Genomic DNA, 12,678 nt, shown 5'->3' with positions numbered 1-12,678 from the left:
GTGTGTTCGCGTCGCAGCCGAGCGGGGGTCACAGAGAGGTGTCCATCGGCAGGACCGGCGCCTCGCGCAGCAGGACGATGGCGATGCGGCGGTTGCCGGCCAGGGTGGGATCGTCGGGATAGAGAGGATCGGACCCCGCCTTGCCCGCCACCGAATAGACCCGGTCGGGATCGACGCCGGCCGATTGCAGCACCAGGCGCGAGCCGTTGGCGCGCTCGGACGACAGGCTCCAATCCGCAGGGGCGCTGGCGCGGTTGGAGCCGGGCGCGGCGCTGGTATGGCCGGTGATGGAGATCCGGTTGGGCAGTTGGTTGATGACCTTGGACACCGCGCGCAGCAGCACCTGGGCCCGCGCGTTCGGTCTTGACGAGTTGTTGTCGAACATCGACCGGCCTTCCTGATCGACCAACTGGATGCGCAGGCCCTCGGGCGTCTGGTCGACGATCAGCTGTTTCGACAGCTCGGCCAGTTCCGGCATCGACTGCATGGCCTGACGCAGGGATTCGGCGGCGCTGGCGAATTCGGCGGCTTCGCGTTTCTGGATTTCGGCCTGAAGGGCGGCGTCGCTGGCGGACGACAGGCTGGAGCCAGTCTGGTCAGTGGCTGGAGCCTCGGGCGCGAGTTCTTCCAACACCGATTGCGAGCCCGAACTCTTGGGACCGTCGTCGCCCAGAGAAGTGCCGCCCAGGATGCCGCCAGAACCCGATGTCGTCTCGGACACGCTGGCTGGCGCGAAATATTCGGCGATGCCGCGCTTCTGCTCGGGGTCGGTCGTGTTGATCAGCCACATCAGCAGGAAGAAGGCCATCATCGCGGTCACGAAGTCCGCATAGGCCACCTTCCACGCGCCGCCGTGGTGGCCTCCGCCGGAGACCTTCTTGACCTTTTTGATGAGGATCGGACGATCGCTCACGGACATGGAATCTGATCCCCAGGAATGGTGCCCCATTGTGGGCTCGCCAAGGTTAACCGGGCGTTGACCTTGAACGCCGGTGCGACCCGGCCTAGTCCGGCTGCGAGATCAAGGAGCCAGTCATGAAGATCGCATTCGCCGGCCTGGGCGTCATGGGCGCCCCGATGGCGCGTCATCTGGTCGAGGCGGGCCACGATGTGACCGGCTTCAATCGCACCACGGCGAAGGCCCAGGCCTGGGCGGCGGCGACGGGCGGGAAGGCGGCCGCAACGGTGGCGGAGGCGGCGCAGGGCGTCGAGCTGTTCATCCTGTGCGTCGGCAACGACGACGACGTCCGCGCGGTTGTGACGGAGGCCTTGCCGCATCTTGCCCAAGGCGCAGTGATCGTCGATCACACGACGACCTCGGCCAAGGTAGCGCGCGAAATGGCCGAACTGGCTCAGGGACAAGGGCGATCTTTCGTCGATGCACCGGTGTCGGGCGGTCAGGCCGGGGCCGAAAACGGGCAACTTAGCGTCATGGCCGGCGGAGACGCAGCCGCCCTGGCTACGGCGGAACCGGCGCTGAAAGCCTATTCTAAGGCGATCAAGCACATGGGGCCGGCCGGATCGGGCCAACTGACCAAGATGGTCAATCAGATCGCCATCGCGGGCGTGGTCCAGGGCTTGGCCGAGGCCGTGCATTTCGCCCAGGTCGCAGGCCTGGACACTGACGCCGCCTATGAGGCCGTGTCGAAAGGCGCGGCGCAAAGCTGGCAGATGGACAATCGCTGGAAGACGGCGGCCAAGGGCGAGTTCGAGTTCGGCTTCGCCGTCGATTGGATGCGCAAGGATCTGGGGCTTGTTCTTGACGAGGCGCGGTCGAACGGTGCGCGCCTCAGCCTGACGGCCTTGGTCGATCAGTTCTACGCCGAGGTTCAGGCCATGGGTGGAAACCGTTGGGATACGTCCAGCCTGGCCGCGCGCCTGCAATCGCGGGACTGACGCCTAAAGAGTGCGGTGCATGACGTGCAGGCCGACCAGGCCGTGGGCCGGGTGATCGAAGGCCTGGGGCACGGTGCCGAGGATTTCGAAGCCCAGCTTCTTCCACAGGCCGACGGCGACAGTATTGGTCTCCACGACGGCATTGAACTGCATCGACTTGAAACTGGCGTCGCGGGCGAAGGCCAGCGCGGCCTCGCCCAGGCTGCGGGCCACGCCTCGACCGCGTGCGCCAGCGGCGACCATGAAGCTGCCGTTGGCGACATGGGCGCCATTTCCCTGCTGATTCGCGATGATCTTGGCGGCGCCCAGCACCTGGCCGTCCTCGACCGCGACCAGGGTTCCGCCAGGCGCAGATGGCATCCACATCGTGCGGGCCTGCGCCTCGGTCATGTTCAGCGGATAGGTATAGGTCTCGCCTGCGCGCGTGACGGCCTCGATGATCGGCCAAAGCCCAGGCCAGTCGGCGTCGGTGATCGGCCGGATCTCGACGGTCATCGGCTCAGCAGCCGCGCAGCCTGAGGCGCGAAATAGGTCAGCACGCCTGCGCAGCCGGCGCGTTTGAACCCGTGCAGGGTCTCAAGGATCGCGCGGTCCTGATCCAGCCAGCCGTTGGCGATGGAGGCCTGCATCATCGCGTATTCGCCCGACACCTGATAGGCGAAGGTGGGAACGCGGAAGGTCTCGGACACGCGGCGGACGATGTCGAGATAGGGCATGCCCGGCTTGACCATCACCGCGTCGGCGCCTTCCGACAGGTCCATGGCGACCTCCTTCAGGGCCTCGTCGGAGTTGGCGTAGTCCATCTGATAGGTCTTCTTGTCGCCCTTCAGCGCGGTCGAGGAGCCGACGGCGTCGCGATAGGGGCCGTAGAAGGCCGAGGCGAACTTGGCCGCATAGGACAGGATCAGGGTGTCGGAAAAGCCGTTGGCCTCCAGCGCCTCGCGCACCGCCTGGATGCGGCCGTCCATCATGTCGGACGGGGCGACCACGTCGGCGCCGGCGTGGGCGTGGATGAAGGCCTGTTCAGCCAGACGGTCCAGGCTGGCGTCATTGGCTATCCGGTCGCCCTCCATGACCCCGTCGTGGCCGTGGTCGGTGTAGCAGTCCAGAGCCACGTCAGTCATGACGCCGATCTCGGGCGCCGCGTCCTTGATGGCCTTTATGCATTCGGGGATCAGGCCGTCGGGATCGGTCGCGCCCGTGCCGACCGCGTCCTTGATCGCGCCGTCCACATTGGGGAAGAGGGCGATCATCGGAATGCCCAGGTCGCGCGCCTCGACCGCCGCTGCGGCGGCCGCCTTGGGCGACAGGCGGAAGACGCCGGGCATGGAGGCGACGGGGACACGGTCCTCGGCGCCGTCGTGTACGATCAGCGGCCAGATCAGATCGGCCGGCGTCAGCGTCGTTTCCGCCACCAGGCGCCGCACCCACGGGCTGGACCGCAGGCGACGCGGACGGGCGAGCGGGAAGGGGGCGGGCTGATAGGGAAGCATGACGAAACCTTCGAAACTTGGCGTCGGACTAGCGCCGCAGCGACCGGGGCGCAAATCGCGTGATGCGTCGGATCGTTTCGCGCGTGATGACAGCTTGCGCGGATCGGCGAAATGCGAGCCTATCGCCGAAAATCCTGGGAGATGACGATGATCAAGCGATTGGCGGCCGGCGCGGCGGTTCTGGCTCTGGCGACGGGCCTGTCGGCTTGCATTATCGTGTCGTCCGATGGGGGTTCGCGGACCGTGGTGAAGTCCGCTGAGGACTACGCCCTAATGGTTGATCAGGCGGCCGCCGATGCAGAGCCGGCAGGGTTCGGTGATCTTTACCGCGAGGCGATCTCCGATCCGAAGCGTCCGGCCGAGGAAGTAGCGCGTGATCCGCTGCGTCATCCGGCCGAGATCCTGGCCTTCGCCCAGGTCGCGCCAGGCGACAAGGTCGCCGACATTCGTCCCGGCGCCGGCTATTTCACCCGTCTGTTCTCGGACGTGGTCGGGCCGACCGGCCGGGTCTACGCCTTCGTGCCCGAGCGGACGATGGCGCGCGAGAACGCCGGCGCAGACGCTCTGGTCGCCGCCTATTCCAATGTCACGCGCGTCAACGGCCTGCTGGACTCGATGACCTACGCCGAGCCGCTGGACATGATCTTCATGAGCCAGGAATACCACGACTTCCACATCCCCGGCTTCAACACCGACGTGGCGAAGATGAATGCGGCCGTGTTCGCGGCGCTGAAGCCCGGCGGTCGTTACATCCTGATCGACCATGAGGCGGCGCCCGGCACGGGCATCTCGGCCGTCCAGACCCTGCACCGCATTGAAGGCGACTATCTGAAGCGCGAGGTCGAGGCGGCGGGCTTCATCTATGAGGACGAGAGCACGGCCGTGGCCAACCCGGCCGACGACCACAGCCTGAACGTCTTCGACGAGAAGATTCGCGGCAAGACCGATCAGTTCGTCTATCGCTTCCGCAAGCCCGGCTGACGCCGAGCGATACTGAGAACCGTTATCAATTAAGGGTTTGGGTCGTTTTGTCCATGTGGGGCGCATGGACAAGCCCGCGCCGGGGGAGCAAATAACGCAAAGACATCGCCATAAGCGAAAGAACGCGTAGTTTGTTCGACTATAAGGCCGCCTTTAAAAGCTCCGTGGAGCAGGTTCGCAGCGAGGGACGTTACCGCGTCTTCGCCGATCTGAAACGCGTGCGCGGACAGTTCCCGCTGGCGGTGCGTCGTCGCGACGACGGAACCCAGCAGGACGTCGTGATCTGGTGCTCCAACGACTATCTTGGCATGGGTCAGCATCCTGTCGTGCTGGACGCGATGCATGATGAGATCGATGCGGTCGGCGCCGGCGCCGGCGGCACGCGTAACATTTCCGGCACGACCCGTTCCGCCGTCGATCTGGAAGCCGAACTGGCCGACTGGCACCAGAAGGAAGCGGCGCTTCTCTTCACCTCGGGCTATGTCGGCAACGAGGCGACGCTGTCGACGCTGCAGAAGATCCTGCCCGGCCTGATCACCTTCTCCGATTCGCTGAACCACGCCTCGATGATCGCCGGCATTCGCCACGGCGGCGGTGAGCGGCATGTGTTCATGCACAACGACCTGGCGCATCTGGAGGCCCTGCTGGCGGCAGCGCCGGCCGAAGCGCCCAAGCTGATCGCCTTCGAGAGCGTCTATTCGATGGACGGCGACATCGCCGACCTGGCCGGGACCATCGCCCTGGCCAAGAAATACGGCGCCCTGACCTATCTGGACGAGGTCCATGCGGTCGGTCTGTACGGCGAGACAGGCGCAGGCGTCGCCGAGCGCGACGGCGTGCTGGACCAGATCGACATCATCGAATGCACCCTGGGCAAGGCCATCGGCGTGATGGGCGGCTATATCGCCGCCGACGCCATGATCATCGACGCCGTGCGCAGCTGGGCCTCGGGCTTCATCTTCACCACCTCTCTGCCGCCGGCATTGACGGCGGGAGCGCTGGCCTCCGTGCGGCACCTGAAGGCCCACCCCGAATTGCGCGTCCAGCATCAGGAACGCGCCGCGACGCTGAAGTCGCGTTTCGCGGCGGCCGGCATCCCCGTGATGGAAAGCGAGAGCCACATCGTGCCGGTGCACGTCGGCGATCCGATCCACTGCAAGATGATCTCGGACATGCTGCTGGACGAGTACGGCGTCTATGTTCAGCCGATCAACTATCCGACCGTGCCCAAGGGGACCGAGCGCCTGCGCTTCACCCCCTCGCCGAACCACACCGACGCCATGATGGATCACCTGGTCCAGGCGATGGACAAGCTGTTCGCCCACTGCAACGTGGCGCGCCGGCCGGTCGCAGCCTGAGGCTCGGCGATGGCGGACGACGATCTGGGTGAAGTGATCGTCGAACTGGTGCGCAACGGCCCCTACGTCAAATGTTCCGCCATCCACGTCGCCACCGGCCGCGAGGTCAGCGCCATCGGGCCGGTCAACGAGCCGAAGTCCGTCGAGCGGGTGGCGATCGCCAAGCTGCGGCGGGCTTTGTCGGCCAGGCTCTAAGATCGCGCGGCTGTATCGACTCTGACGTTCAACGATGGTTCCCTTAGCGCGTAGGGGGACGCCATGTTGCAACCGAGCAGCCCGGCCATGCTGGGGCTAGGCGCGTTTTCGATTTTTGCTGTGCTGGGCGGCCTAGTGCTACTGGTTGGCGCTGATCACTCTGCGCCGGGTTGCACCGGTCCAAAGGTTGAACGTTGTGACTATCTCGATACCGCGAAAGCCGCCGTATCGACCCGAAGCTGGCGAAAATTTCAGCCTGGCTACGGTTATGAGATCGTTGATCTGGGATCGTCCGTGCGCGTGCACCAATATCGTTGGCCTTGTTCGAGGGGCCGGCTGTAGTGATCGATAAGGCAAGTTGCAGGGTCTGCTTCTTCCAAGTTCGAGAATCTACAGATTACGACAAGAAGTTGAGGTTCTCGCGTATCCCTGGCCCGACGCCCTAAACGGATGGTTGGCGGCTGACCACAAGATGTTGTGGTCGGGCGCTGTGGGGACTAGATAGGCGGCCTTCTGATTTTCGGGGATTCCAGCGTGACGGCCTTCACTCACGACGCCTATTTCACCAAGACGCTCGCTGACGCCGATCCGGACGTCTTCAAGGCCATTCAGGGCGAGATGGGGCGTCAGAAGGAGCAGATCGAGCTGATCGCGTCCGAGAACATCGTCTCCCAGGCGGTGCTGGACGCGCAGGGTTCGGTCCTGACCAACAAATACGCGGAAGGCTATCCCGGTCGTCGTTATTACGGCGGCTGCGAATTCGTCGATGTGACCGAGGATCTGGCGCGCGAGCGGGCGAAAAAGCTGTTCGGCGCGGCCTTCGCCAACGTCCAGCCGCACTCGGGCGCCCAGGCCAACCAGGCGGTCTTCTTCACCCTCCTGCAGCCCGGCGACACCTTCCTGGGCATGGATCTGGCCTGCGGCGGGCACCTGACGCACGGTTCGCCGGCGAACCAGTCGGGCAAGTGGTTCCGGCCCGTGACCTACAAGGTCCGCGAAGATAATCACCTGATCGATTACGACCACGTCGCCGAAATGGCCGCGCGCGAGAAGCCCAAGCTGATCCTGGCCGGCGCCTCGGCCTACAGCCGCCACATCGATTTCAAGCGGTTCCGCGAGATCGCCGACAGCGTCGGCGCCTATCTGATGGTTGACATGGCCCACTATGCGGGCCTCATCGCCGGCGGCGCCTATCCCGATCCCGTGCCCCACGCCCACGTCGTGACGACCACGACGCACAAGACGCTGCGCGGGCCTCGCGGCGGCATGATCCTGTCCAACGACGTGGACCTGGGCAAGAAGATCAACTCGGCCGTTTTCCCCGGCCTGCAGGGCGGGCCGCTGGAGCATGTGATCGCGGCCAAGGCCGTGGCCTTCGGCGAGGCGCTGCAGCCCGAGTTCAAGCTGTACGCCCAGCAGGTGGTCAAAAACGCCCAGGCCCTGTCCGGCGTGCTGATCGAGCGCGGTCTGGCCATCGTCTCGGGCGGCACCGACAGCCACTTGGCCCTGGTCGATCTGCGGCCCAAGGGCGTGACCGGCAAGGCGACCGAGCACGAGCTCGAAAAGGCGCTGATGACCTGCAACAAGAACGGCGTGCCGTTCGACACTGCGCCCTTCACCGTCACCTCGGGCGTTCGCCTGGGCACCCCGGCGGGCACCACGCGCGGCTTCGGCGAGGACGAGTTCAAGCAGATCGGCCACTGGATCGCCGACGTCGTCTCGTCGATGAACGGCGGCGACGAAGCCGATCCGGCCGTGGTCGCGGGCGTGGCGGCCCAGGTTCGCGAGTTGACGAACCGCTTCTCGATCTACGGATAAGTCTCTGATGAAGTGCCCTTTTTGCGGTCATCAGGATACTCAGGTTAAGGACAGCCGGCCGTCGGATGACGGCTCGGCCATCCGACGCCGTCGGTCCTGCCCCAACTGCAATGGGCGCTTCACCACCTTCGAGCGGGTGCAGCTGCGCGAACTGGTCATCCTGAAGCGCAACGGGCGGCGCACGCCGTTCGAGCGTGACAAGCTGGAACGCTCGCTGGGCGTGGCCCTGCGCAAACGTCCTGTCCAAGCCGATCAGGTCGAGCAGATGGTCAACCGGATTGTCCGTCAGCTGGAAAGCCTGGGCGAGACCGAAATCCCGTCCAGCACGGTCGGCGACTTCATCATGAAGGCGTTGAAGGGGGTCGATGAGGTCGCCTATGTCCGCTACGCCTCGGTCTACAAGGACTTCCGCCACACGGGCGACTTCGCCAAATTCCTGGGCGACGAAGGGTTCGACGAACCGTCCGGCAAGGCCTGATGCGGGTCACCCTGAAACTGGCGACCTCGCTGGATGGGCGCATCGCCACGGCCTCGGGCGAAAGCCAGTGGATCACCGGCGAGGCGGCGCGGCTGGAAGGCCACCGCCTGCGCGCCGCGCATGACGCCATTCTGGTCGGCGTCGAGACGGTTTTGCACGACGATCCTGAACTGACGGCTCGCCTGCCGGGCCGCAGCGTGGATCAGCCGCTTCGAGTCGTGCTGGACAGCCGCTTGCGGACGCCGCAGACGGCGAAGCTGGCGAGTGAGAACACCCTGATCCTGACCGTCGCCGCCCCACGCCCGATCGGTGCGGCCGAGGTAAAGCGGGTCGAGGCAGACGAGGGGCGGCCGGCAATCCCTTCGGTTCTGCAGGCGTTGAAGGCGGCGGGCGTCAAGTCGGTCCTGATCGAGGGTGGGGGACAGGTCGCCGCGTCTTTCCTGCGCGCCGGCTTGGTGGACGCGCTGGAATGGTTCAGAGCCCCCATCCTGCTGGGCGGTGAGGGCAGGCCCTGCGTGGCGTCCCTGGCTCTTGCAAAGCTGGCCGACGCCCCCAAGTTCCGTCGCCTGGGCGTCGAGCCTGTCGGGGACGACCTGTGGGAGCGCTACGCGCGTCTCTGACGCGGTCGATTTCAGACGATTGAGACTATTCAGACTGTGTTTTTCGGGTCCGAAAGGGGCCAGCGTCCAATGTTCACCGGCATCGTCACCGACATCGGCCGTGTCCGCGAGGTCCGCGAGACGGATCGCGACCGCCGTTATGAGATCGAAACCGTCTGGGACACCGACGGCATCGACCTGGGCGCCTCGATCAGCCATGCGGGCTGCTGCCTGACGGTGACGGAAAAGGGCCACGATGCACGGGGGGGCTGGTTCGCCGTCGAGGTGTCGAACGAGACCCTGTCCAAGACCACCCTCGGCGCCTGGAACGCCGGTGACGGCGTCAATCTGGAGCGCGCCGCAAAGCTGGGCGACGATATGGGCGGCCATGTGGTCTCTGGCCATGTTGACGGCCTGGGCCGCGTCGTCTCGATCACGCCCGAGGGCGGCTCGCACCGGGTCGAGGTCGAGGCCCCGGCGCCTCTGCACCGCTATATCGCCGCCAAGGGATCGATCACGGTGGATGGGGTGTCCCTGACGGTGAACTCGGTCGAGGGGCAGATATTCTCGCTGAATATCATCCCGCATACGTGGGAGGTGACGACTCTGGGTCGTCTGAAGGTCGGTGATCCGGTCAATCTGGAGATCGACATGCTGGCGCGTTACCTCGCGCGGTGGCAGGAGACGGCGTGATGCAATTGGCCGCGAACATGAACGACAGCCCGATCAGTCCCATCGAGGACATTCTGGAGGACGCCCGCAACGGCCGTCCCTACATCCTGGTGGACGCCGAGGATCGCGAGAACGAGGGGGACATCATCATCCCCGCCCAGTTCGCCACCCCCGACCAGATCAATTTCATGATCCGCCAGGCGCGCGGCCTGGTCTGCTTGGCCATCACGGCGGACCGAGCGAACCAGTTGCGCCTGCCGCCGATGGCCGCCGACAATCGCGAGAGCATGAAGACCGCCTTCACCGTCTCGATCGAGGCCAAGGACGGCGTGACGACAGGTATTTCCGCCGCCGACCGTTCGCGCACCATCCATGTGGCGACCGACGCCTCGAAGGGCATGGACGACATCGTCTCGCCCGGCCACATCTTCCCGCTGGTCGCGCGCGACGGCGGGGTTCTGGTCCGCGCCGGTCATACCGAGGCGGCGGTGGACATCAGCCGCATGGCGGGCCTGACGCCCGCCGGGGTGATCTGCGAGATCATCAAGGACGACGGCGAGATGGCGCGGATGCCTGATCTGGTCGCCTTCGCCCAGTTGCATGGGTTGAAGATCGGCACCATCGCCGACCTGATCGCCTATCGCCGCCGCACCGAGCGGTTCGTCGAGCGGATCATGGATACGCCGTTCGAGAGCGTCCACGGCGGCCCGTTCCGGCTGATGCTCTACAAGAACACAATCGAGGGCGCCGAGCACGTCGCCCTGGTCAAGGGGCGGATCGACCCGACCAAGCCGACGCTTGTGCGGATGCACCAGGTGGACTTCGCCTGCGACCTGCTGGGCCATGTCGAGGCGCGTCAGGACTATGTGCCCAGCGCTCTGAAACAGATCACCGATCATGATGGACCCGGCGTGGTCGTGTTCCTGCGCGACCCTTCGCTGACCTCGCTGGCCGAGCGGCTGGCAGGTGCGGACAAGCCGGCGGCACTGGACCGCTCTTTCCGCGCTTACGGCGTCGGGGCTCAGATCCTGCTGGACCTGGGCGTCAAGGACATGATCGTGATGAGTTCGACGCGACCCGAACCGACGGCGCTTGAGGGCTATGGCCTGCGCATCGTCGGCTGGCGCGACATGGATGGAGAAGACAAGGCGTGACTGACGCACCCCGTATTCTGATCGTCGAGGCGCGATTCTACGACGACCTGGCCGACGCCCTGCTTGAAGGCGCCAAGGAGACGCTGAAGGCGCGCGGCGCCGATTTCGACGTCATCACCGTGCCAGGCGCGCTGGAAGTGCCGCCGGCCATCGCCCTGGCCGAGGAAGCCGGTCGTTTTCCGACCGCGCCCCGCTATGACGGCTATGTGGCGCTCGGCACTGTCATCCGTGGCGAAACCTATCATTTCGAGATCGTTTCCGACCAATCGGCGGCCGGAATCATGGCCCTGGGCGTCAAGGGCGTGATCATCGGCAACGGCATCCTGACGACCGAAGACGAGGACCAGGCCTGGTATCGGGCCCGTCTTTCGGAAGGGGATAAGGGGGGCGGCGCGGCCAAGGCCTGCCTCGACCTCATTGCATTGAAGAAGCGGTTGCGTCATGGCGTCGGCGCATGACTGAACCGAACAGCGTCAAAGCCGTCCTCGAACAACTCGCCGAAGCCGAAAGGCAGCGCGCCGAGCCCAATCTGAGCTCGAAACAGCGTCGCGCCCGCACCGTGTCGCGCCTGGCCGCCGTCCAGGCCCTGTATCAGATGGAGCTGGCGGGCGAGGGCGTGGAGACGGTGATCACCGAATTCTCGAACTTCCGCTTCGACACCGATATCGAGGGCGAGGCGCTCGCCGAGGCCGACGAGGCCTATTTCGCTGACATCGTACGCGGCGTGATCGAAAGCCAGCGCGACATCGACGCCGCCATCAAGGCGCGCCTGGCCTCCAACTGGAAGCTGGAGCGGCTCGACGCCACTCTGCGTGCCCTGCTGCGCTCGGGCGCGTGGGAGCTGATCAAACATCCCGAGACACCGCGCGAGGTCGTGATCGACGAATATGTCGAACTGGCCAAGGCCTTCTTCGACGATTCCGAGGCGCGCTTCGTCAATGCGGCGCTGGACGGCGTATCCAGAGACACGCGCAAATAATGCCGGCGCTCGACGTCGCGGGCGAGTTCGAGACGATCGAGAGGCTGTTGCGGCCCTTGGCCCATCCGGAATGGGGTAGGGGGCTGGCCGACGATGTGGCGGTCCTGCCGTCGCGGCCCGGCTACGATCTGGTCCTGACCAAGGACGCCATCGTCGAGGGCGTGCATTTCCTGCCCGACGATCCGCTCGACACGGTGGCGAAGAAGCTGCTGCGGGTGAACCTGTCGGACCTCGCGGCCAAGGGGGCGGAGCCGTTCGGCTATTTGCTAGCCTGCTTCTGGTCCGAACGCTGCGGCTGGCCCGAACGCGAGGCCTTCGCAGCCGGTCTGGCCGAAGATCAGGCGAAGTTTGGGGTCCATCTGCTGGGCGGCGATACAGTCAGGACGTCCGGGCCCGCGTCTTTCTCGCTGACGGCCATGGGATGGGCGCCGACAGGCGCGACCGTGTCGCGGGCGGGCGCACAGGTCGGAGATCTGGTCTTCGTCACCGGGGTCATTGGCGACGGCCTGCTGGGGTTGAAGGCCGCGCGAGGCGAGCTGTCGCTAGAGCCAGAACGTCTTCAGGCTTTAATGGACCACTACCGCACGCCGACGCCGCGCGTGGATTTCGCCGATGTCATTCGGAACTTCGCCACGGCGTCCGTCGATGTGTCGGACGGCCTGCCGGCCGATTTGGGCCACGTGGTGCGTGCGAGCAATGTCGGGCTGGCGTTGAACCTGAATGTCCTGCCTCTATCGGCGGCCGCCCAGGCCTGGTTCGACGACCGGGTCGATCCTCAGTTGTCGCTGGAAGACCTCGCGAGCGGCGGCGATGATTATGAGATCGCCTTCACCGCCCATCCGCGCCACGAAGAAACTCTGCGTCGCGAGGCCGAGCGTCGGCTGCTGCGCCTGACCAAGGTCGGCGAGGTGACTTCCGGGTCTGGTCTGACTGTCGTCTACGATGGCCAACCCATTCAAATGGCGCGCAGCGGCTGGACCCACGGCTAGGGCGGCAAGGGAATCCTAACGTCCCTCGGTCAAGGTGATCACATGGACCGTAGAACCCTGATCGCC

At 65.5% G+C, this 12,678-nt stretch carries 15 protein-coding genes; 12 read left to right on the top strand and 3 right to left on the bottom strand.

From position 1 onward, the window contains the following. Nucleotides 1-28: 28 nt before the first annotated feature. Entirely contained in the window at nt 29-919 is an 891-nt protein-coding gene (locus tag EGY25_RS16035) for a flagellar motor protein MotB (protein WP_135195999.1), read from the bottom strand. 116 nt (nt 920-1,035) lie between these two features. Between EGY25_RS16035 and EGY25_RS16030 the strand changes: the two genes are divergently transcribed. Continuing rightward, a complete protein-coding gene (locus EGY25_RS16030) occupies nt 1,036-1,896 on the top strand; it encodes an NAD(P)-dependent oxidoreductase (RefSeq protein WP_135195998.1) in 861 nt (286 codons plus the stop codon). Between the two features lie 3 nt (nt 1,897-1,899). Here EGY25_RS16030 and EGY25_RS16025 read toward each other — a convergent pair whose 3' ends face one another. Together EGY25_RS16025 and hemB are read right to left on the bottom strand one after the other, a co-directional pair. Further along, complete coding sequence (locus EGY25_RS16025) at nt 1,900-2,391, bottom strand: GNAT family N-acetyltransferase (protein ID WP_135195997.1); 492 nt, start codon at nt 2,389-2,391, stop codon at nt 1,900-1,902. After that, entirely contained in the window at nt 2,388-3,389 is a 1,002-nt protein-coding gene (gene hemB / locus EGY25_RS16020; RefSeq protein WP_135195996.1) for a porphobilinogen synthase, read from the bottom strand. Before hemB ends, EGY25_RS16025 begins: the two co-directional genes overlap by 4 nt. Nucleotides 3,390-3,536: 147 nt before the next feature. Here hemB and EGY25_RS16015 point away from each other — a divergent pair, with 147 nt between their 5' ends. The 11 genes from EGY25_RS16015 to thiL all read left to right on the top strand — a co-directional run bounded on the left by EGY25_RS16015 (nt 3,537) and on the right by thiL (nt 12,612). Beyond that, entirely contained in the window at nt 3,537-4,370 is an 834-nt protein-coding gene (locus EGY25_RS16015; protein ID WP_245159502.1) for a class I SAM-dependent methyltransferase, read from the top strand. Nucleotides 4,371-4,501: 131 nt separating this feature from the next. Then, complete coding sequence (hemA, locus tag EGY25_RS16010; RefSeq protein ID WP_135195994.1) at nt 4,502-5,728, top strand: 5-aminolevulinate synthase; 1,227 nt, start codon at nt 4,502-4,504, stop codon at nt 5,726-5,728. 9 nt (nt 5,729-5,737) lie between these two features. After that, nucleotides 5,738-5,923, top strand: a complete 186-nt coding sequence (locus EGY25_RS16005) for a DUF6898 family protein (protein ID WP_135195993.1) — start codon at nt 5,738-5,740, stop codon at nt 5,921-5,923. 534 nt (nt 5,924-6,457) lie between these two features. Then, nucleotides 6,458-7,741 (top strand): serine hydroxymethyltransferase, encoded by a 1,284-nt coding sequence (glyA, locus tag EGY25_RS16000; protein ID WP_135195992.1) that lies wholly within the window; start codon nt 6,458-6,460, stop codon nt 7,739-7,741. 7 nt (nt 7,742-7,748) lie between these two features. Further along, the gene (gene nrdR / locus EGY25_RS15995) at nt 7,749-8,219 is read left to right on the top strand and encodes a transcriptional regulator NrdR (RefSeq protein WP_135195991.1); all 471 of its coding nucleotides are present in this window, start codon (nt 7,749-7,751) and stop codon (nt 8,217-8,219) included. Next, nucleotides 8,219-8,839, top strand: coding sequence for a RibD family protein (locus tag EGY25_RS15990; protein ID WP_135195990.1), 621 nt, complete (start codon nt 8,219-8,221; stop codon nt 8,837-8,839). Before nrdR ends, EGY25_RS15990 begins: the two co-directional genes overlap by 1 nt. 69 nt (nt 8,840-8,908) lie before the next feature. After that, nucleotides 8,909-9,511: a riboflavin synthase gene (locus EGY25_RS15985; protein WP_135195989.1), complete on the top strand. Its 603-nt coding sequence runs from the start codon at nt 8,909-8,911 to the stop codon at nt 9,509-9,511. Further along, the gene (gene ribB / locus EGY25_RS15980; protein WP_209308111.1) at nt 9,511-10,644 is read left to right on the top strand and encodes a 3,4-dihydroxy-2-butanone-4-phosphate synthase; all 1,134 of its coding nucleotides are present in this window, start codon (nt 9,511-9,513) and stop codon (nt 10,642-10,644) included. Before EGY25_RS15985 ends, ribB begins: the two co-directional genes overlap by 1 nt. Next, nucleotides 10,641-11,102 (top strand): 6,7-dimethyl-8-ribityllumazine synthase, encoded by a 462-nt coding sequence (ribH, locus tag EGY25_RS15975; protein WP_135195987.1) that lies wholly within the window; start codon nt 10,641-10,643, stop codon nt 11,100-11,102. Before ribB ends, ribH begins: the two co-directional genes overlap by 4 nt. Beyond that, complete coding sequence (gene nusB, locus EGY25_RS15970; RefSeq protein WP_135195986.1) at nt 11,099-11,623, top strand: transcription antitermination factor NusB; 525 nt, start codon at nt 11,099-11,101, stop codon at nt 11,621-11,623. Before ribH ends, nusB begins: the two co-directional genes overlap by 4 nt. Continuing rightward, on the top strand, nt 11,623-12,612 hold the full coding sequence (gene thiL / locus EGY25_RS15965) for a thiamine-phosphate kinase (RefSeq protein ID WP_135195985.1): 990 nt from the start codon (nt 11,623-11,625) through the stop codon (nt 12,610-12,612). Before nusB ends, thiL begins: the two co-directional genes overlap by 1 nt. Nucleotides 12,613-12,678 lie beyond the last annotated feature (66 nt).

This window comes from Brevundimonas intermedia (assembly GCF_004614235.1).
GTDB lineage: Bacteria > Pseudomonadota > Alphaproteobacteria > Caulobacterales > Caulobacteraceae > Brevundimonas > Brevundimonas intermedia_A.
This window is presented reverse-complemented; position numbering and strand designations above follow the sequence as displayed.

Excerpts from the sequence above, each read along its gene's own strand:
- EGY25_RS16035 (WP_135195999.1), bottom strand. The coding sequence starts at position 919 with ATGTCCGTGAGCGATCGTCCGATCCTCATCAAAAAGGTCAAGAAGGTC.
- EGY25_RS16030 (WP_135195998.1), top strand. The coding sequence starts at position 1,036 with ATGAAGATCGCATTCGCCGGCCTGGGCGTCATGGGCGCCCCGATGGCG.
- EGY25_RS16025 (WP_135195997.1), bottom strand. The coding sequence starts at position 2,391 with ATGACCGTCGAGATCCGGCCGATCACCGACGCCGACTGGCCTGGGCTT.
- hemB (WP_135195996.1), bottom strand. The coding sequence starts at position 3,389 with ATGCTTCCCTATCAGCCCGCCCCCTTCCCGCTCGCCCGTCCGCGTCGC.
- EGY25_RS16015 (WP_245159502.1), top strand. The coding sequence starts at position 3,537 with ATGATCAAGCGATTGGCGGCCGGCGCGGCGGTTCTGGCTCTGGCGACG.
- EGY25_RS16005 (WP_135195993.1), top strand. The coding sequence starts at position 5,738 with ATGGCGGACGACGATCTGGGTGAAGTGATCGTCGAACTGGTGCGCAAC.
- nrdR (WP_135195991.1), top strand. The coding sequence starts at position 7,749 with ATGAAGTGCCCTTTTTGCGGTCATCAGGATACTCAGGTTAAGGACAGC.
- EGY25_RS15990 (WP_135195990.1), top strand. The coding sequence starts at position 8,219 with ATGCGGGTCACCCTGAAACTGGCGACCTCGCTGGATGGGCGCATCGCC.
- EGY25_RS15985 (WP_135195989.1), top strand. The coding sequence starts at position 8,909 with ATGTTCACCGGCATCGTCACCGACATCGGCCGTGTCCGCGAGGTCCGC.
- ribB (WP_209308111.1), top strand. The coding sequence starts at position 9,511 with ATGCAATTGGCCGCGAACATGAACGACAGCCCGATCAGTCCCATCGAG.
- nusB (WP_135195986.1), top strand. The coding sequence starts at position 11,099 with ATGACTGAACCGAACAGCGTCAAAGCCGTCCTCGAACAACTCGCCGAA.
- thiL (WP_135195985.1), top strand. The coding sequence starts at position 11,623 with ATGCCGGCGCTCGACGTCGCGGGCGAGTTCGAGACGATCGAGAGGCTG.